The organism is Microbacter margulisiae (assembly GCF_014192515.1).
Classification (GTDB): domain Bacteria; phylum Bacteroidota; class Bacteroidia; order Bacteroidales; family Paludibacteraceae; genus Microbacter; species Microbacter margulisiae.
In genome coordinates this window covers 1,210,080-1,231,753 of sequence record NZ_JACHYB010000001.1, presented here as the reverse complement: position 1 = coordinate 1,231,753, position 21,674 = coordinate 1,210,080, and the positions used below count along the sequence as shown (strand labels likewise).

Below are 21,674 nucleotides of genomic sequence, written 5' to 3'. Positions count from 1 at the left end.
GAAACAAAAATGAGACAGCTTTTTTTGTCTAAATATTTGAAAGTGTATGGTTTTATACCGTTGAAATACAGATTTATATGTAGATTAAAAAAATATTTTAAAAATAAAATAGTGATTTGTGAATATTTGAGTAACGTTGTTTTTTGCACGAAATAGAAGATTAGAAATGATATGGGTTTTATGTGATTATTGAACGCACCACGACTGGCTCATTATACATTATAACCCTTTTTCGTAATCGGAAACTCAAAGGTATCTTAAGAAATCTGTAATCAAATTTTTTCTCTCTGTGAGAGCAGAAGATGGTTTTTCTGAAGACAATTTACTCATAGCACCAAGATAGACCTCAACGCCAACTATTACAGTTTAGCATGGGACAAAGCCTTTCAAGCCTGCATTGACAGAACAATTCAATGATTTATAAGAAAATGAGAAATTGCACTCAACTTTGTTTACCTCCGAATTTTTTAACTTTTCTAATTTCAAGTCGTTTTATTTTCTCCTCTGTCCGAATGGATGAACATTATTTCTTATTTTTTGTGTTGGGCATAAAAGGGGGATTTGTTAAATTTGTGCCTTCAAAAGCTGTAGATAACACATCACAAGAGAATAGAATAACTAATCCCCCAAAATCATGAAATTAAAATATGGAATGAATCCTTATCAGGATTACGCGGAAGTAATTGATAAGTCGAATGCATTGGAACTTAAAAATGGTAATCCGAGCGTTATTAATGTATTGGATGCATTAAACTCATGGCAATTGGTAAAAGAAACCAGTCTTACACTACAAACGGAAGCCAGTACCTCCTTTAAGCATGTTACTCCGTCGGGGGTCGCCATATCAAAGGCTTTGGATGAGAAGGAGAAGCAGGCCTACCTGATTAAACAGGAATTATCGGATTTAGCTTCCTCGTATGCCAGGGCAAGGGGAACAGACAGGCTCGCTTCTTTTGGCGATTTCATTGCTGTAAGTCATCCGGTGGATAAACAGACCGCATTGCTGATCAAATCGGAAGTCTCCGATGGAATTGTGGCTCCGGGTTATTCGAAAGAAGCTTTGGAAATTCTGAGCGCGAAGAAAAAAGGTGGTTATGTGGTTTTTCAGATTGACAGTAGTTACGAACCTGAAGAAATTGAGTCAAGGGAAGTGTTTGGTATCACCATTAAACAGAAGAGAAACAACCTCCGCGTGTCGGATGAGATGTTTTCAAACGTGGTGACATCAAACAAAGAACTGATACCGCAAATATTGACTGATTTGAAGCTGGGAATGATTACCCTCAAATATACCCAGTCAAATTCTATTTGCGTAGTGAACAACGGTCATGTCATCGGAATCGGCTCTGGACAACAATCACGGATTCTTTGTTCCAACCTGGCGTTGACTAAAGCGAATGTCTGGTACCAAAAAATGTTGTTGGATTATTCTTTCCTGAAGGAATACTCGGATCTGAAAAGAACGGATCTGGATCAGATTATCGAACAAAAAAGACAGGAAACTTTTGGCAATGAGATATTGTTGAATCAATTACCGGGCACTTGCATGCTGTCTGACGGTTTTTTCCCCCAGAAAGATAATATAGAACTGGCCCATCAGTATGGAATCAAATATATTGCCACTCCGATGGGCTCGGTCAGGGATAAAGAAATTGTGGAAACTGCCGATAAACTGGGGATAACCCTGATTAATACAGGCGTACGTTTGTTTCATCATTAAAAAATCATTTAGCACAGCAAGTGTTTGTCTTTTTATAGCATAGAAATGGTAATGACTATAACTTTTCGCTGATATACAACGAATATTATCCCAGATAGTTATATGTTATGTAAGAAACGGTCGGAAAATAATCCGGTCGTTTTTTGTTTTTTTACATATGTGACTCATCCAATCCCTTCAGGCATTACGTCTAACAAACGAAGTTCTGAAAAAAGCGAAATAACAGGCTTTCGGATGTTATGTTTTACAGGCTTGCTACGTCAAATGATCAGAACTTCAGAAAAAAGAGAGCAACCTGTTCTCAAATTCCATTTTTTATTTATTTCTGGCAAGCAATCATTTGAAATTTGTATGAAAACAAAAATTTTACTCAGAGTGCGTTACGGATGTTTAGCGTTGGTGCTGTTTATGGCAGGCGTTGGTATGGTTTCTGCTGCATCGCTTGGCGTTGTAAAAGGGAAAGTTATAGATCAGACGAAACATCCGGTGGAGTTTGCTACGGCAGCTCTGCTAAATGCAAAAACCAATAAACTGATTACAGGCAGCATAAGCAATGATAAGGGAGAATTTGAAATAGACAAAGTTCCCTTTGGTGAATATAAACTGGCCATTAGTATGATCGGATATCAAAAAGTGGAAACCGAATCGTTTTCCCTGAATTCCGGCAACCATATGGTCATTGAAAAACAAATCGTGCTAAATGAATCCACACAACAACTGGCAGAGGCTACAATCACGGCACGGCGTAAGTTCATCGAACAGAAAGCTGACAAGATGGTGATTAATCCTGAAGCCTCCATTACCACCTCTTCCGACAATGTGTTTGATATTTTGAAACAATTACCCGGTGTATCGGTGGATAACAACGATAACATTAGTTTGAAAGGGAGACAGGGTGTTATTGTAATGATTGACGACAAGCCTACCTATCTTTCAGCTGACCAGTTAGCCAACTTTTTAAAAGGAATGCAGGGTAAAGATGTGGATCGCATTGAGATCATCCAAAATCCATCTGCCCGTTATGATGCTGAGGGCAATTCGGGTATTATTAATATCAAAACCAAGCATAACAAGGCTCCAGGTTTTAATGGAAGCGTGTTTGGAGGACTTTCTATTGCTAATCAATTGGGGGAAAATGGAGGTATTGACCTGAACATGCACACTGGAAAATTTAATTTCTACGGAAACTATTCATTCTATGAATGGCGCGGATGGCATACACTGGATGTAGCACGACAATATACTACAGGAGTTAATCAGGATGGTTTTCAACAGGTTCATTCTTTTTCCCGTTATCACGGTAACTCGCATAATTTCAAAATAGGAGCCGATTATTACATTAACAAGAATCAGGTGTTCAGTGTTATGTTTCGTGGTTCGACAGGATTCAATAATTCTCCCGGTTACACAAAGGATGCTTTTCTGAATGCACATCAACAGCTCGATTCGACACTGAATACCACTCTGGCAATGGATGACCGGTGGCAAAACTATACCTACAACGCTAACTACAAATGGGACATTGATTCCACAGGACAATCGCTGACCATTGATGCCGACTACGCAAAATATTTATACAACTCCAACAATACACAAAGCAGTGATTATTATAATGCTGACGGTGTAGCCCTGAATCGTAACTTCAGTATGATCGGTTTACAGAAGAGCGTGATCAACATCTTTACATCAAAAGTGGATTATGTCTATCCTGTCAGCAAAGCAATTACCATTGAATCGGGTTTGAAAACCAGTTTTGTTTCCAATGATAATCGGACGGATTTTAATGTGGACGATCCGACAGGAATCATCTGGAACAACGGATTGCAGCAACATGACCGTTTTATATACAACGAAAACATTAATGCGGCCTATATTAGCGGAAAAGGACAGTTTGGAAAGACTTCGGCGCAGCTCGGTTTCCGGGTTGAAAATACCAACGCAAAAGGAAACTCGGAATCACTGCATGAAATTAACTGGCAACACTACACCAACCTGTTTCCATCGTTGTTTGTACAGCAATCTTTTAACCAAAATAACCAACTGGGCTTTTCATACAGCTATCGTATCGGTCGCCCCAGTTATGATATGCTGAATCCATTCTTGTGGATTCTCGATCCTTATACTTATCAACAGGGAAATCCATTCCTGAAGCCTCAGTTTACCCATGCACTTGGACTGAATTATACCTACAAAAACAGGTGGATCACCTCCTTAGGCTATAATTACACACGCGATCTGTTTACTCAGGTATTACAACAGAATGACCAAACCAATGCTGTTTATCAAACCGATCAAAACCTGAGCAAAGAAGTCGATTTCAACGCTTCCGAGACAGCACAGCTTGATTTAACCAAATGGTGGCACATGAACGGAACGGTAATCGGAATGTATGAACGTATTGTTTCGAATGTAGCTGGGGCGACCACCTTTGCACGCTGGAGCTATAGCGGTAATTTGTCGAATACCTTTAGTTTGCCGAAAGACTGGAGCATGGAACTGAACGGACAATACCAATCGACACAGTTACACGGGAATTTTATTATCCTTTCCGAATATCAGGTTAATGCAGGCATTCAAAAGCATCTGTTGGACAATAAGGCTACGCTTAAATTGACCGTGAATGATATATTCAACCATAATTATAGTACAGCGATTGTGCGATATGGGAGTATCAACATGACAGCTCTCAATCACTGGAGTGGGCGTAGGGTAAATGTCTCATTTTCTTATCAATTTGGGAAAGATAATTTCAAAACAAGGGCTAATCGTTCCACTTCTTCAAGTGAAGAAGAACAGCGGAGCGCAAAATAAAATATGCTATGCTTTTTTGTTAACACTCATATGTAGACTTTTCTTGTAAATAGACATGTGATTCATGTTTTATTATAGAACTAAACCCGGTTTGTTGTGAAACACGCCGGGTTTTTTGTGACAGCTAAATCGGACTATCCATGATATGGGTAATCATCCTGGGAATATGCTGCCATTTTTATTCATCAGGATATGGATTGACTCATTTTGTTACTTATCCGGAACATAAAGACATATACTGAAAGAGAAGTTGGTTTCTTTTTGTACTGCAGGCTTTCAAGCAACATCATATGAAGGGCGATGTGATCCACATTAAAGTAAACTGCCGGAATGACACGAATCTCAGGTTAGTAGTAAAAATATTGAATTTTTTTCGGATTTTAATCTGGTTCACTCATCCATTCAACCTATTCATTACGTCTAATAAATGAAGCTTCAGAAAAAGGGAGCACCCGGAACTCCCATTTCAATTTGTATTAATTTCTGAAACCAATCATTTGTAATTATGAAAACAACTATTTTACTCACGGTACGTTACGCTTGCGTAGCATTAGGCCTTTTTGTAGCAGCCATTGGCGTGGCTTCTGCTGCATCTCTTGGCATAGTAAAAGGAAAAGTTATAGATCAGACGAAACATCCGGTGGAGTTTGCCACGGCAGCATTGTGGAATGCTAAAACAAATAAGCTGATAAACGGTAGTGTAAGCAATAATAAGGGAGAGTTTGAAATTGACAAGGTGCCATTTGGTGAATATAAACTTACTGTAAGCATGATCGGCTATCAAAAAGTGGAAACAGAATCGTTCACGTTGGCCTCCAATAATCATGCTGTTGTGGAAAAACAAATCGTGCTGAATGAAGCTGCACAACAGCTCGCGGAAGCTACAGTCACGGCACGACGAAAATTTATCGAACAGAAAGCGGATAAAATGGTGGTTAATCCCGATGCTTCCATTACCACTTCTTCTGACAATGTATTCGATATCTTGAAAAAATTGCCCGGTGTTTCGGTTGACAACAACGATAATATCAGCCTGAAAGGGAAACAGGGTGTCATTGTGATGATTGACGACAAGCCCACCTATCTTTCTGCAGATCAATTGGCTAATTTGCTCAAGGGAATGCAGGGTAAAAACGTTGACCGGATCGAGATTATTGAAAATCCATCTGCACGTTATGATGCAGAAGGTAATTCGGGTATTATTAATATCAAAACCAAGCATAACAGTGCCCCGGGTTTCAATGGTAATGTTTTTGGGGGATTGGCCATTGGCAGTAGACTGGGAGAAAATGGCGGGATTGACCTGAACATGCACACCGGGAAGTTTAATTTCTACGGGAACTATTCATTTTATGAGTGGCGCGGATGGGAAAGCATGGATGCTGTTCGTCAGTTTATGAGTGGAGCATCTGCAGGTGGTTTTCAAAATATTCATTCCTATAGTTTATATCATGGCAATGCCCATAACTTCAAAGTCGGTGCAGATTACAATATCAATAAAAACCAGGTATTCAGTGTTATGTTTCGTGGTTCAACAGGATTTAATGATGTAAAGGGACATACAGAAAATGCGTTTTCAGATTCAAACCATCAGCTGGATTCCACGTTGTTTACCAAATTAAGCGTTAATAATCATTGGCAAAACTATACGTATAATGCCAACTACAAATGGGATATTGATACGACCGGAAAAGCCTTGACCATTGACGCCGATTATGCACAATTTTTCTATGACGCCACGAATACTCAAAACAGCAATTATGAGAATGCTGTCGGCGTAGATCTGAATCATAATTTTGGTATGGTGGGGTTTCAGAAAAGTGTGATTAATATCTTCACCTCTAAAGTAGATTATGTCTATCCTGTGAACAAAGCAATTACGATTGAATCAGGTATGAAAACAAGCTTTGTTACCAATGACGGTCGCACAGATTTTAATGTAAACGACCCGTCGGGAACCATCTGGAACAGCGGATTACAACTGCATGATCGTTTTATATACAATGAAAACATCAATGCTGCCTACATCAGTGGGAAAGGACAATTTGGAAAAACATCTGTTCAACTGGGATTACGGGTTGAAAATACCAATTCAAAAGGAAATTCGGAGTCAATGAACCGGATTGACAGGGATCATTACACAAATCTTTTCCCCTCATTGTTTGTACAACGTGCTTTTAATGACAATAATCAGTTGGGCTTTTCATACAGCTATCGTATTGGTCGCCCGAGCTACAATATGCTGAATCCGTTTTTGTGGATGCTCGATCCTTATACATACATGCAGGGAAATCCATTCCTGAAGCCTCAGTTTACTCATGCGTTAGGACTTAATTATACCTACAAAAACAGATGGATCACTTCGGTAGGCTATAATTATACGCGTGATCTCTTTACGCAGGTGTTACAGCAAAACGACCAGTCAAATGTCATTTATCAAACTGATGAGAACTTAAGCAAAGAGGTCGATTTCAACGCTTCTGAAACCGCACAGCTGGATATTACAAAATGGTGGCATTTTAATGGAACAGTAATAGGAATGTACAAACGCATTGTTTCGAATGCAGCCGGGGCAACAACTTTTTCCCGTTGGAGTTACAGCGGTAACATGTCGAACTCCATCACTTTACCTAAAGATTGGAGCATGGAGTTAAGCGGACAATACCAATCAACACAATTATGGGGAAATTTCACCTTGCTGGAACAATATCAACTTAATGTTGGAATCCAGAAACGTTTGATGAACAATAAAGCTACGTTGAAATTGTCACTGGATGACATATTTAATACCAATCATGGCACAGCTATAGCCAAATATGGAGATATCAATATGCACGTCTGGAATCATTGGGATAGCCGGAGGTTGAATATTTCATTCTCTTATCGTTTTGGAAAAGATAATTTCAAAACTAGAGCAAACAGAGCTACATCTTCAAGCGAAGAAGAAAGGCGAAGCGCAAAATAAATTTCTTATATACAGATATTTGTATGTAAAAACTGAAATGATACTTTTCATATAAACAAACATGTGACTCAAGTTTTTTTATAGTTAAGAGAATCGGTTCGTTGTGAAATGAGCCGGTTTTTTTGTTTTTGTGCAGTGTTATCTGTAGATGTAGAGAAAAATATTATTTTTGTATTTGCTATTGTATATCAGTGTTTTATGTTTTTTGACAAGTCAAATAAATAAAATCGCAACGTTTTATTTAAACTTTTGCTTGTTGCTATGGTCTAAACAAAGATTTTAAGAAGCAAGAATCAAATATCAACTATATAAAATTCGTAATGAAATATTGAATTATGAAGGCAAAAAACACCGAACAGAAAATATTGGAAGCTGCTGAAGCTGTATTTCTTGAAAAAGGGTTTAGTGCAACAAAGACTACTGAAATTGCACAGCGAGCCAGTGTGAATCATGCATTGATTCATTATTATTTTCGTACGAAGGAGAATTTGTTTGAAACCATTTTTGTGGCAAGGCTAAAGTCCATCCTTGAATCTTTTGAAGGGATTCTTTCTCTCGAAATTTCTTTTTCGGAGCGTATTGAAAAGATTATCAATGCTTATTTTGATCTTTTTATCGATAACCCTCAGATGCCTATTTTTATGCTGAATGAATTTTTTATTAATAAAGAACGGTTGGAATTTTTCAAGCATAAAATTGTTTCGTTGACGTCCCATTTGCAGGATCATTTTGAGCATGCAACTCAAAAAGCGGTAGAAGCTCGGGAAATCAGGCTAGTCAACGCCCGAGATTTACTTATCAACATTTTTTCCCTCAATTCATCTGTTTTTGTGAGTAAAACACTGAATCAATCGCTATTTGACTGGAACAATGAGGAATATGTAAATTATATTGGACAACGGAAAGATGCCATTGTCGATTTTGTTTTACATAGTATTCAGGTAGTCAAATAATTTTGTAGTTCATAAACAGAAGATTAGCACATCGAAAATTCATTTTTTGTGTGGTTTTGACACGAATTGTGAGGAATAGATGCACGTGCTAAGGAAAAATCAACTATTTTTGCATGATCAAATGGTCCTATAGTTTAATGGATAGAATGACAGATTCCGGTTCTGTTGGTCTGGGTTCGATTCCCGGTGGGACTACTTTTATTTGTCATACGATTTACTCTGTAAGAGAAGATATACCCCAAAGGATCGTGTCTTCTCTTTTTGCTTTTCCGTTAATTCTCACTTATTCTTATTTTTAATTATACCTATATGAGACAGTCTTTTTTTATGTCAAGGCTTCGTTCTTTTCTTATCCCATTCTTAATGATTACCCTGGCTGGCTGCCATTCATCAAACAAAGGGAATCATACTCCGCCGCCCCATCTTAAAGCAATGACGGTGCATTATGCTGATGCTACAGTCTATACAAGTTATGCAACGCAACTTCAGAGTGAAAATGTTGTAACCATTTATCCCCGGGCAACAGGGTATATTGAACGTTTGTATGTTGCCGAAGGAGACCATATCCATAAAGGGCAGCCGATTCTGAAGATACAGGATAATGATTATATACAAGCTCTCCGGAGTGCCAAAGCTGCTTATGAAAATGCATTGCTTGAAGTGAGAAAGATTACGCCTTTGGTGAAACAGGGCATTATTAGTCCGTATCAATTGGAAACGGATCAGAGCAATCTGGATGCTGCTAAAGCCAACTATGAAAATGCCAGAATTAACTTAGGCTATACTTTGATTACAAGTCCTGTGACAGGAGTTGTGGGCCAGATTACCTTGCGTGAAGGAAGTTTAGTGACTGCGGGCGAATCTTCTCCGATTACTACAGTTTCATCAAACGGAAATATGTTTGCGTATTTTTCTATAGATGAAAAACAAATGTTGCAATTGGTTGATACACTTAAAGGAACGTTACAGGAAAAAATCATGAGACTTCCACCGGCTGAATTAACGTTAGCTGATGGTACCTTATATTCATATAAAGGTAAAATTGCCCTGGGAAGTGGATTGATCAATTCTACTACCGGATCGTTGCTCTTGAAAGCTATTTTCCCCAATCCTCAGGAACTGTTACGTACCGGTAGTACCGGAACCATTCAGCTTCCAAAATATTATAAAAATGTACTGCTAGTTCCTCAGAAAGCTACTTTTGATATACAGGATAAAAAAATGATTTATACGGTGGATAAAGAAAATATAGCTCATGCCACAAACATTACCGTTGGAGCATCAGCAGGTGATAACTACGTGGTAAATGATGGTTTGCAAGACGGTTCTGTCATTGTGATTGATGGAATTAATCTGGTAAAAGACGGAATGAAAGTTATTCCGGTGTTGCATTAATACGTCTCATTTTAGTTTTACGTTTACATGATACAAACATTTTTACGCCGACCTGTTCTTGCAACGGTAATTTCTATCCTTATCTGTATTATTGGTATTTTAGGATACATATCGTTACCGGTTGAACAGTTTCCCAGTATTGCACCACCAATGGTTATGGTGTCTGCAACTTATCCCGGAGCGAATGCTTCAACGGTGTTGAAAAGCGTCATTGCTCCTTTGGAAGAGCAAATTAATGGAGTTGAAGGAATGACCTATATGGTTTCTTCTGCCAGTAATAACGGATCAGCTTCCATAAAAGTTTATTTTGATATTAAGACAGATCCAAATATGGCTCAGGTGGATGTACAAAACCGGGTTTCATCTGCTTTAAGTCAGTTGCCTGCTGCGGTAACACAATATGGAGTTACCACTCGAAAAATGCTTGATAATCAATTGATAATTGCAGCCCTTTATAGTGATAATCCTAAGTTTGATGAAACTTTTCTGCAAAATTATGCCCGTATCAATGTTGCGCCATTATTGGAACGGGTAGATGGTGTTGGACAGGTAAATATATTCGGATCCCGTACTTACTCAATGCGTATCTGGTTGGATCCTACCAAAATGGCAGCTTATGATTTGGAACCAAGTGATGTAATCAGTGCCATTCAGGAACAGAATGTGGAAGCTGCCCCCGGACAATTAGGGTTGAATGGAAATCAACCCTTCCAATATACATTGACCTATCAGGGAAAGTTTAATAAAGTACCCGAATATGAGAATATTGTCATTAAGGCTTTACCTGGCGGACAAATTCTCAGACTAAAGGATGTGGCTAAAATAGAGTTGGGAGCTTATGATTATTCGGTTAAAACATTAGCAAACGGGAAGCCAGGAGTTGGAATGGCAGCTTTTCAAATGGCTGGCTCTAACGCACGTGATGTGGTTAATCGTTTGAAATCTGTGTTGCAGGAAGCATCCAAATCTTTTCCTCCCGGAGTCAAATACACCATTCCAAATGATGCCAATAAGTTTCTTGTTGCATCCATCAATAAAGTAAAGCGAACTTTATTGGAAGCTTTTCTATTAGTGTTCTTTGTTGTGTTCCTGTTCTTACAGGATTTGCGTACCACATTGATTCCGGCTATTTCGTCAATAGTCGCCATTGTGGGATCTTTCTTCTTCCTGAATGCGTTCGGCTTTTCGCTTAACCTGTTCACGATGTTTGCGTTGGTGTTGGCCATTGGAATTGTAGTGGACGATGCAATTGTGGTGGTGGAGGCGGTACATGCCAAAATGGATAAAGATAAAACTTTATCAACATTTGAGGCCACTTCAAGTGCGATGAGTGAAATTTCAACGGCCATTATCTCCATTACTTTGGTTATGGCTTCCGTATTTATTCCTGTGAGCTTTTTACAAAGCACAAGTGGCGTCTTTTACAGACAGTTTGGATTAACTCTGGCGGCTGCTATTGCATTGTCCGCCTTAAATGCGTTGACCTTAAGCCCGGTATTGTGTACCCTATTAATCAAGCGTGAAAATAAAGAAGAGCGAAAAAAGAATTTTTTTACCCGTTTACATTCTAATTTCAATGTTGCTTTTGAGGCACAAACCGTAAAATATAAACGGGCATTAGGCTTTTTTACAACAACACACCGCTGGATTCCAGCTTTGATGATTGTCGTTTTTGCACTGGGGGCTTACGGTTTAATTAAAATAACACCTACAGCCTTTGTGCCTAACGAAGATCAGGGTATTATCATGGCTGATGTAACATTGCCTCCAGGAGCATCCCTTGAACGAACACAGCATGTCATTAGTCAGATTGATAGCGTGATAAAAACGATGCCAATTATAGAATCGCGTCTTGCAATTGCTGGGCAAAGCTTGTTGACCGGTGTTGCTGGAAGTTCGCATGGAATGGTCGTTTCTTCATTAAAAAACTGGGACGAACGTGGAGATACAACAGTTCAGGATGTGATAGCAGAGCTATATCGCAAAACGGCAACAATAAAAGGAGGGAAAATACTATTCTTCGCTCCGCCTCCCATTCGAGGATTTGGTTTTTCCGAAGGATTTGAAGTGCAATTGGAAGATAAAACTGGAGGAAGTATCAATAAGTTTTATCAGGTCGAACAAAAATTTCTTAAGGATTTAATGGCTCGTCCTGAAATCGATTATGCTACAACATCATTTAATGTTAATTTTCCCGAGTATCAATTTGATATTGACGTAGATAAATGTAAAATGGAAGGCGTATCCGTGAGTGATGTCTTTCAGTCACTACAGGCTTATTACGGTGGCATGTTTGTGTCCGATTTTAACTTATATACAAAGTATTGTCGCGTTATGATTCAGGCGCCTCCTCAAGATCGGACCGATTTGAATTCTTTTTCAAAAGTAATGGTTAGGAATAGTCAGGGTAGTATGGTGCCTATTACGACTCTACTAACTTTTAAACGTGTCTATCAGCCAGAAGCTCTGACGCGATACAACATGTTTACTGCGGCTACAATTTCTGGCAAGCAGAAAGCCGGTTATAGCACAGGGGATGCAATCAATGCCGTAAAGCAGGTGGCTTCTACCTTACCTACCGGTTATTCCGTAGAGTTTTCTGGTATGTCTCGTGAAGAAATTAAATCGGGAAGTCAGGCAATCTTTATCTTTTTGCTTTCATTCCTGTTTGTCTATTTTATTTTAAGTGCCCAGTATGAAAGTTATATTCTGCCTTGGTCAGTGATGCTTTCGTTGAGTATTGGTTTGTTTGGGGTATATTTCTTTGTCCATCTTTTTGGAATTACCAATAACATTTATGTACAGGTAGCACTGATCATGTTGATCGGGCTATTGGCAAAGAATGGTATTTTGATTGTAGAATTTGCCCGACAGCGGCGGGAACATGGAATGTCTATTGTTCAGGCAGCTATTGATGGTGCCGGAGCTCGTTTACGACCTATTTTGATGACATCATTTGCGTTTATTTTTGCTATGTTACCCTTGGTGATTGAAAATGGTGCGGGGAAGGCAGGAAATAATTCAATTGGGGTGGCTGCTGGAGGAGGCATGCTGATTGGAACTATGTTTGGTATTTTTGTTATACCGACTATGTTTGTGATTTTCCAAACCTTAGATGAAAAAATTAGAAAAAGAAAATGGAGACACTAAAAATACAACGAATAGCATTTCTTGTTATTTTAATGGCTTTGGTTGCCGGTTGTGCTGTCCAACCGTTTAAAACCAATTTAAGCGTGATGGCAAAAGGATTGTATCGTGACAGTACGTCAGTAGATACAACAACTATTGCCAGTATAAATTGGCATGATTTTTATGCAGATCCGCATTTGCAATATTTGATTCAGCAAGCGTTGGATAGTAATTTGAATGTTCGGTTAGCTATTAATCATTTGGCACAGGCTTCCCAATATTATAAACAAAGTGAGGCTGCCCTGTTTCCTACATTAAATTTTGGCATGGATGGCTCTTTGTCAAATATTTCTAAGTACGGGAATTCCCAACCTCCTAAAGTAGTGCCTATTTCGGATTTGAAATGGAGTCTTGCCGCTAGTTGGGAAGTTGATATCTGGGGAAAACTAAACAGCGCTAAAAAGGCACAGCTGGCTACGATGCTACAACAACAGTCAACGGTTGAAGCAACCCGTACTCAGTTGATTGCAGATGTTGCATCGGCTTATTATCAATTGGTTTTGTTGGATAAGCAGAAACAAGTGACCTTGCAGAGTATTGCCAATTATAAAAAGTATCTTTCGATGGTGCAAAGTATGATGAAATCGGCTCAGGTGAATGCAGTTGCTGTTTTACAGGCGAAAGCACAATTGGCTTCTGCATCAGCGTATTTACCTCAGATTCAGCTGTCAATTGTAACAACGGAAAATTATCTTTCGCAGTTACTTGGAAAAGCTTCATCAGCTATTTCCCGTTCGGATAGCCTTAATTTGATTTTATTTCATCCAGAACCTTTGCATATTGGTGTCCCTGTACAAATGTTACGTCGCCGTCCGGATGTATTAGCCGCTGAATATGCACTAAGAGCAGCTCATGAACAATTCAATGTCGCAACTGCAGACATGTATCCGCAACTTTCATTGACCGGTTCGTTCGGCACCGAAGCAACTGGAATTACTAATTGGTTTAATTTACCAGGATCAATTTTTTGGAGTGCTGTAGCTGGATTGACACAACCGATTTTTAATGGCCGTACTTTACGAACTCAACGGGAAGTCGCTAAGCTCCAAGAAAGCGCTGCTCTATTGACATTCAAACAGACACTTTTAAATGCAGGGGAAGAGGTTTCGAATGCTTTAGCTTCCATACGCTATTTGCAGCAACAGGCTGTCTATCAAAAGGAACAGGTTGATGCCTTGAAAAAAGCATATGAATATTCACAAGAGCTTTTAATGAACGGGTATGCTACTTATTTGGATGTGTTGAACGCTCAAAACAGTGAATTATCCACGGAGTTATCTTTGTATAATACTTATAACAGTATTATTCAGCAAAAAATTACACTGTACCGTGCCTTAGGCGGTGGTTGGTGAAAAAGAATGATAATGTGTGATATATGAAGTGTGTTTTGATTCTGGTTGGAAAGACGACTGATCGTTATTTGGTAGATGGAGTAACGAAGTATCTTGAACGGATCAATCACTATTTGAATTTTGAACCGTTGATTATTTCAGAATTGAAAAATGCTAAAAGCCTGACTTTTGAACAACAAAAGGAGCAGGAAGGAATTGCTATTTTGAAAATTTTAAGTCCATCCGATGATGTAATATTGCTTGACGAAAAAGGGCAGTCATATACGTCTGAAGAATTTGCTTCATGGATGGAGAAGAAAATGGTTGAGTCAACAAAACGTCTTGTGTTTGTTATAGGAGGTCCTTACGGATTTTCTTCCAAAGTATATGAGCGCGCCACTCAAAAATTATCCCTCTCAAAAATGACTTTCTCTCATCAGATGATCCGTTTGCTTTTTGTTGAGCAAATGTATCGTGCCATGACCATTTTAAAAGGAGAGCCTTATCATCATATCTGATCTTTTCTAAGCTGACAAAAATGCAGAGCTTCATAGTCTAACCTGACAAGATGGATGTCATTTGCCTTGTGGTAAACTTTTTGCAGACAGACAATGATTTGTCAAAAGGTATAGACAACCAGAAAGAAACGCTACTATTGTTTGTTATACGTTCTGATCTCAAACGATTTAATGGTAAGATGGTTTTTTTTATGATCTGAACATCCAACAATCAATAGTTCGTTTTTCATTGACATAGAATGTATTACCTAAAAGGGAATTCCATTTTTGAAACTACAAAAATATTGTGAGATGAAACAAAAAAACGAGAAGCCACTTGCAAACGAAACTACTGCTGATCAAAATGAAAAGCCTTTAGAACCAAATGCGGAAAAAACCATCTTTGGGACTGAAGAATCAGGTGATGAATTATTATTATCTGAAGAAGAGTCTATTGCTGATGCCAAACTTAAAGAAGAAATAGAATCGCTACAAAAAAAATATGATGACCTCAATGATGCTCATTTGCGTTTGATGGCTGAATTTGATAATTACCGTAAACGTACATTGCGGGAAAAAGCAGACATGATCAAATCCGCAGGCGAATCTGTGATTGTTAACGTACTACCATTAATTGATGATTTGGAACGGGGACTGAAAACAGCCGAAAATGCCAGTGATGTTCAAGCAATAAAAGAAGGCATGGATCTGATTTATTCCAAATTTCTGTCTTTCTTGAAACAAAATGGTGTGACTCCTATAGATACTACAAATTGTGCTTTTGATACCACATATCACGAAGCCATTACTACGATCCCTGCACCAACAGAAGCCCAAAAAGGTAAAATTATTGATTCCGTTCAAAAAGGCTATATGATGCGGGATAAGGTTATTCGTTACGCAAAAGTGATTGTTGGCGAATAATAGTGCAGTTTGAACTATCCTGCGTATATTTGTTAAAAAACCATATAGAACCATGACGAAAAGAGATTTTTATGAAGTACTGGGTGTTTCGAAAGATGCAACAGCCGAAGAGATTAAAAAGGCTTATCGCAAGCAGGCATTGAAGTTTCACCCTGATAAGAACCCAGGCGACAAAGCAGCTGAAGAAAATTTTAAAGAAGCAGCTGAAGCTTATGAGGTTTTAAGTGATCCTCAGAAACGTCAGCGATATGACCAATTTGGTCATGCTGGTGTTAGTGGAGCCGCAGGAGGAGGTTTTCAGGGTGCCGGTATGGAATTCTCTATGGATGATATTTTTAGTCGTTTCGGAGATATTTTTGGAGGGCATTTTGGAGGCTTTGGCGGATTCGGGGGTTCTGGAAGTAGCGGACAGCGTTATAATAGAGGATCCGATTTGCGTGTAAAGGTTAGACTTACTTTACAGGAAATTGCCAGTGGTGTTGAGAAAAAAATTAAGGTGAATAAGTATGTTGCTTGTTCTCATTGCGGTGGTAGTGGTGCTCAAAGCCCGACCGATGTAACAACATGCTCAACCTGTCACGGTACAGGACATGTGACGCGTGTGCAACAGACTATTTTAGGAATGATGCAAACGCAATCCGTCTGTCCGACATGTAATGGCGAAGGGAAAACCATTACGAAAAAATGTACGTATTGTAACGGCGAAGGTGTTGTCAGACAAGATGAGGTAATTAGCATTAATATTCCTGCAGGAGTAGCTGAAGGAATGCAATTATCACTTAGAGGGAAAGGCAATGCTGCGCGGCGCGGCGGTACAAACGGTGATTTGTTGATTATCGTGGAAGAGGAACCACATCCACAATTAATCAGAGATGAAAATGATTTGGTTTATAATCTTTTACTTCCGTTTACAACGGCTATTTTAGGTGGTACTGTTGAAGTCCCGACAATTGATGGAAAGGTAAAAGTGAAAATCGAACAAGGTACACAACCAGGAAAAGTTTTACGTTTACGCGGTAAAGGATTACCAGATGTAAATCGTTATGGACATGGCGATCTGTTGGTGCATTTAGGTGTGTATGTCCCCGAAAAATTGACCAAAGAAGAGCAAAAACTGATTGAAAAATTAAACGAATCGCCAAATGTAAAGCCATCAGCAACCGCATCTCATTCGTTTTTCCAAAATTTTAAACGAATGTTTGAATAAATGGGGACGATATAAACAGAAAAATTACTTTTGGCATTTACTGAAAATGGGTTATCTTTGCCATCCTTATTGAATTGAATTTGTGGCCGTTTTTGTGTTTTAACGGTCAGTGATTTTTAATTCAATACAGACCGAATATAATAAAAAGTTCAACATAATGAATGATTTTCGAAAATTTGCAACGAAGCATTTGGGAATGAATGGTCTTGCTTTAGATCAATATACATCATTCTCAGATAGCTATATCTCTCCTTCCATTTTGGAAGAAAGACAATTGAATGTAACACAAATGGATGTATTTTCCAGATTGATGATGGATCGCATTATTTTTCTTGGATTGCCCATTGACGATTATGTAGCTAATGTAATACAAGCCCAGCTTCTTTATCTTGATTCTTCTGACCCAGGCAAAGATATTGCTATTTACCTGAATACGCCCGGAGGCTCAGTATATGCAGGGTTGGGCATTTATGACACGATGCAGTTTATAAGCAGTAAAGTAGCTACAATTTGTACAGGAATGGCTGCATCTATGGGAGCTGTTTTGTTGGTAGCCGGAAGTAAAGGAAAACGTTCTGCTTTGAAGCATTCGCGGATCATGATTCATCAACCTATGGGCGGAGCGCAAGGACAAGCTTCTGACATTGAGATTACTGCTCGTGAAATTCAAAAATTAAAAACTGAATTATATACCATTATTGCCGATCATAGCGGAAATCCGTATGAACGAATTGAAAAGGATTCTGATCGTGATTATTGGATGACAGCTGCTGAAGCAAAAGAATATGGTATGATTGATGAGGTTTTGGTGCGCGAGCAAAAGCTTTAATGTGATATTAATATGGCAAAAAGAATTGTTCACGATCGATTTTGTTCTATGTGCGGACGACCTGAATCGGAAGTAGGATCGTTGATTACAGGATTGGAAGGCGCTATTTGTACACAGTGTGTCGAAATGGCTCACGATCTTGTGCTCGAATTTTCCAAGAAACCCTCATCAGATTTGAAATTTCAAAATGATTCATTACCTAAACCTAAGGAAATCAAATCATTTCTTGATCAGTATGTAATCGGTCAGGATGAAGCAAAGAAATTTCTTTCGGTGGCCGTATATAATCATTACAAAAGATTGATGCAACGAGATCTGGGAGATGATGTGGAAATTGAAAAATCAAACATCATTATGGTTGGTCCAACCGGGACAGGAAAAACACTGTTGGCGCGAACTATTGCCAGACAGTTACATGTTCCTTTTACTATCGTGGATGCGACAGTCTTTACTGAGGCTGGTTATGTTGGAGAAGATATTGAAAGTATCCTGACCCGACTGCTACAGGTGGCCGATTACGATGTGAAAGCTGCTGAACGTGGTATTGTGTTTATTGATGAAATTGACAAGATAGCTCGTAAAGGGGATAATCCATCAATTACACGGGATGTTAGCGGAGAAGGTGTTCAACAGGGATTATTGAAACTTTTGGAAGGGTCTATCGTCAATGTTCCTCCCCAAGGTGGCCGAAAGCATCCCGAACAACGGATGATTGCTGTTAACACGCAGCATATTTTATTTATGGTTGGAGGTGCTTTTGACGGTATTGAAAAAAAAATAGCCCAACGTCTTAATACTCACGTGGTAGGGTATAGTTCTACCCGTGATATGCAGACCATCGACCGTTCGAATTTATTACAGTACATTACGCCTCAGGATTTGAAATCATTTGGATTAATTCCTGAAATTATAGGACGATTGCCAGTATTGACTTATTTGGATTCGTTAAATAGGGATTCATTGCGGCAAATTTTGACTGAGCCCAAAAATTCGATTATTAAACAGTACAAAAAGCTCTTTGAGATGGATCATGTCAATCTTCAGTTTGAGGATGAGGTATTGGATTACATTGTTGATAAAGCTATTGAATTCAAGCTGGGTGCTAGAGGCCTTCGTTCCATTGTGGAAACGGTGATGATGGATGCTATGTTCGAAATTCCATCTACCCGCAAGAAAGAATTGCACATTACCTTGATGTATGCAAAAGAAAAAATGGAGCGTCTGAAAATTTTGTCTGCTTAGTTTGATTTTAAATGCAATATATAGGTTTTTTCTGATACAAAACGCGGAATAGTTCTTTTGTGAGTGCTATTTCGCGTTTTTTCATGCTATCATCAGTTGTGTGAGATTTCATAACATAAAGAGAATGTGTGATTTGTGTTTTTTTTATGGAGCAAATTCTATATATTTGAATGAATTACTGATTTTTTGCTTCAAAAATTAGGTTGTTTGCAAAACTTGTTTATAAATTTGTTTTGGGAAACCTGTAGACAAAAAAAATCTTGTAAAGTTGACATATAACATGCATTGCAAGGCATCAATTAAGAATAATACAAACATACACATGATGAAAATTACTTATTTTATTGTCTGCTTTCACCATGTATCGTAGTTTTATTTTCTAATTTAATTGCATGAAAACAAATCATTTGACTGTTTATTTTTTATGGTAAAAGAGCATTCCGAATTGACGGAGCAACTTAAAAAGTACTTTGGATTTGATACGTTCAAGGGGAATCAGGAAACGATCATACAAAATTTATTGGCCGGGAAAGATACTTTTGTGTTAATGCCAACAGGAGGTGGAAAGTCGTTATGTTATCAGTTACCGGCTTTAATTATGCCCGGCACTGCAATTATTATTTCTCCTTTGATTGCTTTGATGAAAAATCAGGTTGATGTCATTAGGAGTGTAAGTGCAGAAGACGGGATTGCTCATTTCCTAAATTCATCGTTAACGCGAGCTTCTATTGATGCCGTCAAAGAAGATATTCTGTCTGGTAAGACAAAAATGTTGTATGTCGCCCCTGAATCCTTGACGAAGGATGAGAACATTGAGTTTTTGGGTCAATTGAAAATCTCTTTTTATGCCGTCGATGAAGCGCACTGTATTTCGGAATGGGGTCATGATTTTCGCCCTGAATATCGCAGGATTCGTTCTATTGTCAATGAAATTGGGGTTGCACCTATTATTGCTTTGACAGCTAGTGCTACTCCAAAGGTGGAACATGATATTCTGAAAAATTTGGGTATGTTGGATGCCAACTTGTTTAAATCATCCTTCAATCGCTCCAATCTTTATTATGAAGTAAGGCCAAAAACATCTGAGGTCGATAAAGAAATTATTAAATTCATACGTACTCAACCCAAAAAAGCTGGGATTATTTATTGCCTAAGCCGGAAAAAAGTAGAAGAGTTAGCAGAGACTTTACAGGTGAATGGGATAGCTGCATTACCTTACCATGCAGGTTTGGATAGTACAGTGAGAGCAGAAAACCAGGATAAATTTTTAATGGACAAGGCCCAGGTAATTGTTGCAACAATTGCATTTGGAATGGGAATTGACAAATCAGATGTTCGTTTTGTGATACATTACGAAATTCCTAAAAGTCTGGAAGGATATTATCAGGAAACCGGACGTGCCGGGCGTGATGGAGGTGAAGGTGTTTGTATTGCATTTTATTCAATCAAGGATTTACAGAAATTAGAAAAATTCATGCAGGGAAAGCCGGTAGCAGAGCAGGAAATTGGCCGTCAATTATTGCTTGAAACCCAAGCTTATGCTGAAACTTCAGTGTGTAGAAGAAAAGTATTATTACATTATTTTGGAGAAGAATATATGGAGGAAAATTGCGGGAGTTGTGACAACTGTTTACATCCTAAGAAACAAATTGAAGCTCAGGACTTATTGTTGTCGATTATGGAGACGATTAATTTACTAAAAGAGAAATTTAAATCGGATTATATAATCAATGTGCTTCGAGGCGTTGAAACTGAAGATATTAAATCGTATCATCATGATGAAATCGAGCAATTTGGAACTGTTCAGGATGAAGATGCGAATTTTTTGGAAGCTATTATTCGTCAAGCGATGTTAGCAGGTTTCCTAGAAAAAGACATTGAAAATTACGGATTACTCAAGATTACAGCAAAAGGCAAAAAATATATGGCTAGTCCTACTTCATTTTTAGTTGTAAAAAATGCTGATTTTGAAGAAGATGAAGAAGAAGCGCCAATGCGAGGTGCTGGGACAAGCGCTGTCGATCCTGCTTTATATTCAATGTTGATTGATCTGAGAAAGAAGCTTTCAAAGCAGTTTGGACTCCCTCCTTATGTAATATTTCAGGATCCTTCGTTGGAAGCCATGGCGACCACTTATCCTATTAATATTGACGAGCTTCAGAATGTCCCGGGTGTTGGGTCAGGTAAAGCAAAAAGATATGGAGAACCATTTGTTGCTTTAATTAAAAGGCATGTGACTGAAAATGAAATTGAACGTCCTGAAGATTTGCGTGTTCGCACAGTTGCAAACAAATCAAAACTAAAAGTAGCCATCATTCAGGCTATTGATCGGAAAGTGGCTTTAGATGATTTAGCTGAGTCAAAAGGACTTGATTTTGAAGAACTTTTGGATGAGGTGGAAGCAATAGTTTATTCGGGAACGAAAATAAATATTGATTATTTTTTGCACGAAATTATGGATGACGATCACATTAATGATATCGTTGAATATTTTCGTGAAGCCGAGTCAGATGATCTGGCTGATGCTATGAATGAATTGGGAGAAGAAGACTTCAGCGAAGAAGAAGTACGCCTTGTTCGTGTCAAATTTCTTTCTGAAATGGGAAACTGA

13 protein-coding genes and 1 tRNA gene are annotated in these 21,674 nt (G+C 38.5%); all 14 read left to right on the top strand.

Annotation, left to right across the window (positions count from 1 at the left end; translation table 11 throughout):
* Positions 1-634 precede the first annotated feature (634 nt).
* Positions 635-1,720 (top strand): 5-aminoimidazole-4-carboxamide ribonucleotide transformylase, encoded by a 1,086-nt coding sequence (locus FHX64_RS05115; protein ID WP_183412729.1) that lies wholly within the window; start codon positions 635-637, stop codon positions 1,718-1,720.
* A 351-nt stretch (positions 1,721-2,071) separates the two neighbouring features.
* Entirely contained in the window at positions 2,072-4,531 is a 2,460-nt protein-coding gene (locus FHX64_RS05110) for a TonB-dependent receptor (RefSeq protein ID WP_183412728.1), read from the top strand.
* A 505-nt stretch (positions 4,532-5,036) separates the two neighbouring features.
* Positions 5,037-7,496: a TonB-dependent receptor gene (locus FHX64_RS05105; RefSeq protein WP_183412727.1), complete on the top strand. Its 2,460-nt coding sequence runs from the start codon at positions 5,037-5,039 to the stop codon at positions 7,494-7,496.
* A 335-nt stretch (positions 7,497-7,831) separates the two neighbouring features.
* Complete coding sequence (locus tag FHX64_RS05100; protein WP_183412726.1) at positions 7,832-8,449, top strand: TetR/AcrR family transcriptional regulator; 618 nt, start codon at positions 7,832-7,834, stop codon at positions 8,447-8,449.
* Positions 8,450-8,572: 123 nt separating this feature from the next.
* A tRNA-Arg gene (locus FHX64_RS05095) sits at positions 8,573-8,644 on the top strand.
* Between the two features lie 114 nt (positions 8,645-8,758).
* Positions 8,759-9,844 (top strand): efflux RND transporter periplasmic adaptor subunit, encoded by a 1,086-nt coding sequence (locus FHX64_RS05090; RefSeq protein WP_183412725.1) that lies wholly within the window; start codon positions 8,759-8,761, stop codon positions 9,842-9,844.
* Positions 9,845-9,871: 27 nt separating this feature from the next.
* Positions 9,872-12,994, top strand: a complete 3,123-nt coding sequence (locus FHX64_RS05085) for an efflux RND transporter permease subunit (RefSeq protein ID WP_183412724.1) — start codon at positions 9,872-9,874, stop codon at positions 12,992-12,994.
* Entirely contained in the window at positions 12,982-14,385 is a 1,404-nt protein-coding gene (locus tag FHX64_RS05080) for an efflux transporter outer membrane subunit (RefSeq protein WP_183412723.1), read from the top strand. The genes FHX64_RS05085 and FHX64_RS05080 overlap by 13 nt, the downstream gene beginning before the upstream one ends.
* A 23-nt stretch (positions 14,386-14,408) precedes the next feature.
* Positions 14,409-14,882 (top strand): 23S rRNA (pseudouridine(1915)-N(3))-methyltransferase RlmH, encoded by a 474-nt coding sequence (gene rlmH, locus FHX64_RS05075; protein WP_183412722.1) that lies wholly within the window; start codon positions 14,409-14,411, stop codon positions 14,880-14,882.
* 291 nt (positions 14,883-15,173) lie between these two features.
* Positions 15,174-15,785 carry a nucleotide exchange factor GrpE gene (locus FHX64_RS05070; protein WP_183412721.1) on the top strand — a complete coding sequence of 204 codons (612 nt, stop codon included), beginning with the start codon at positions 15,174-15,176 and terminating at the stop codon, positions 15,783-15,785.
* Between the two features lie 52 nt (positions 15,786-15,837).
* Positions 15,838-16,992 (top strand): molecular chaperone DnaJ, encoded by a 1,155-nt coding sequence (gene dnaJ, locus FHX64_RS05065; RefSeq protein WP_183412720.1) that lies wholly within the window; start codon positions 15,838-15,840, stop codon positions 16,990-16,992.
* A gap of 157 nt (positions 16,993-17,149) precedes the next feature.
* Positions 17,150-17,821: an ATP-dependent Clp endopeptidase proteolytic subunit ClpP gene (clpP, locus tag FHX64_RS05060; RefSeq protein ID WP_183412719.1), complete on the top strand. Its 672-nt coding sequence runs from the start codon at positions 17,150-17,152 to the stop codon at positions 17,819-17,821.
* Positions 17,822-17,833: 12 nt separating this feature from the next.
* A complete protein-coding gene (clpX, locus tag FHX64_RS05055; protein ID WP_183412718.1) occupies positions 17,834-19,063 on the top strand; it encodes an ATP-dependent Clp protease ATP-binding subunit ClpX in 1,230 nt (409 codons plus the stop codon).
* 424 nt (positions 19,064-19,487) lie between these two features.
* On the top strand, positions 19,488-21,674 hold the full coding sequence (gene recQ / locus FHX64_RS05050; RefSeq protein ID WP_183412717.1) for a DNA helicase RecQ: 2,187 nt from the start codon (positions 19,488-19,490) through the stop codon (positions 21,672-21,674).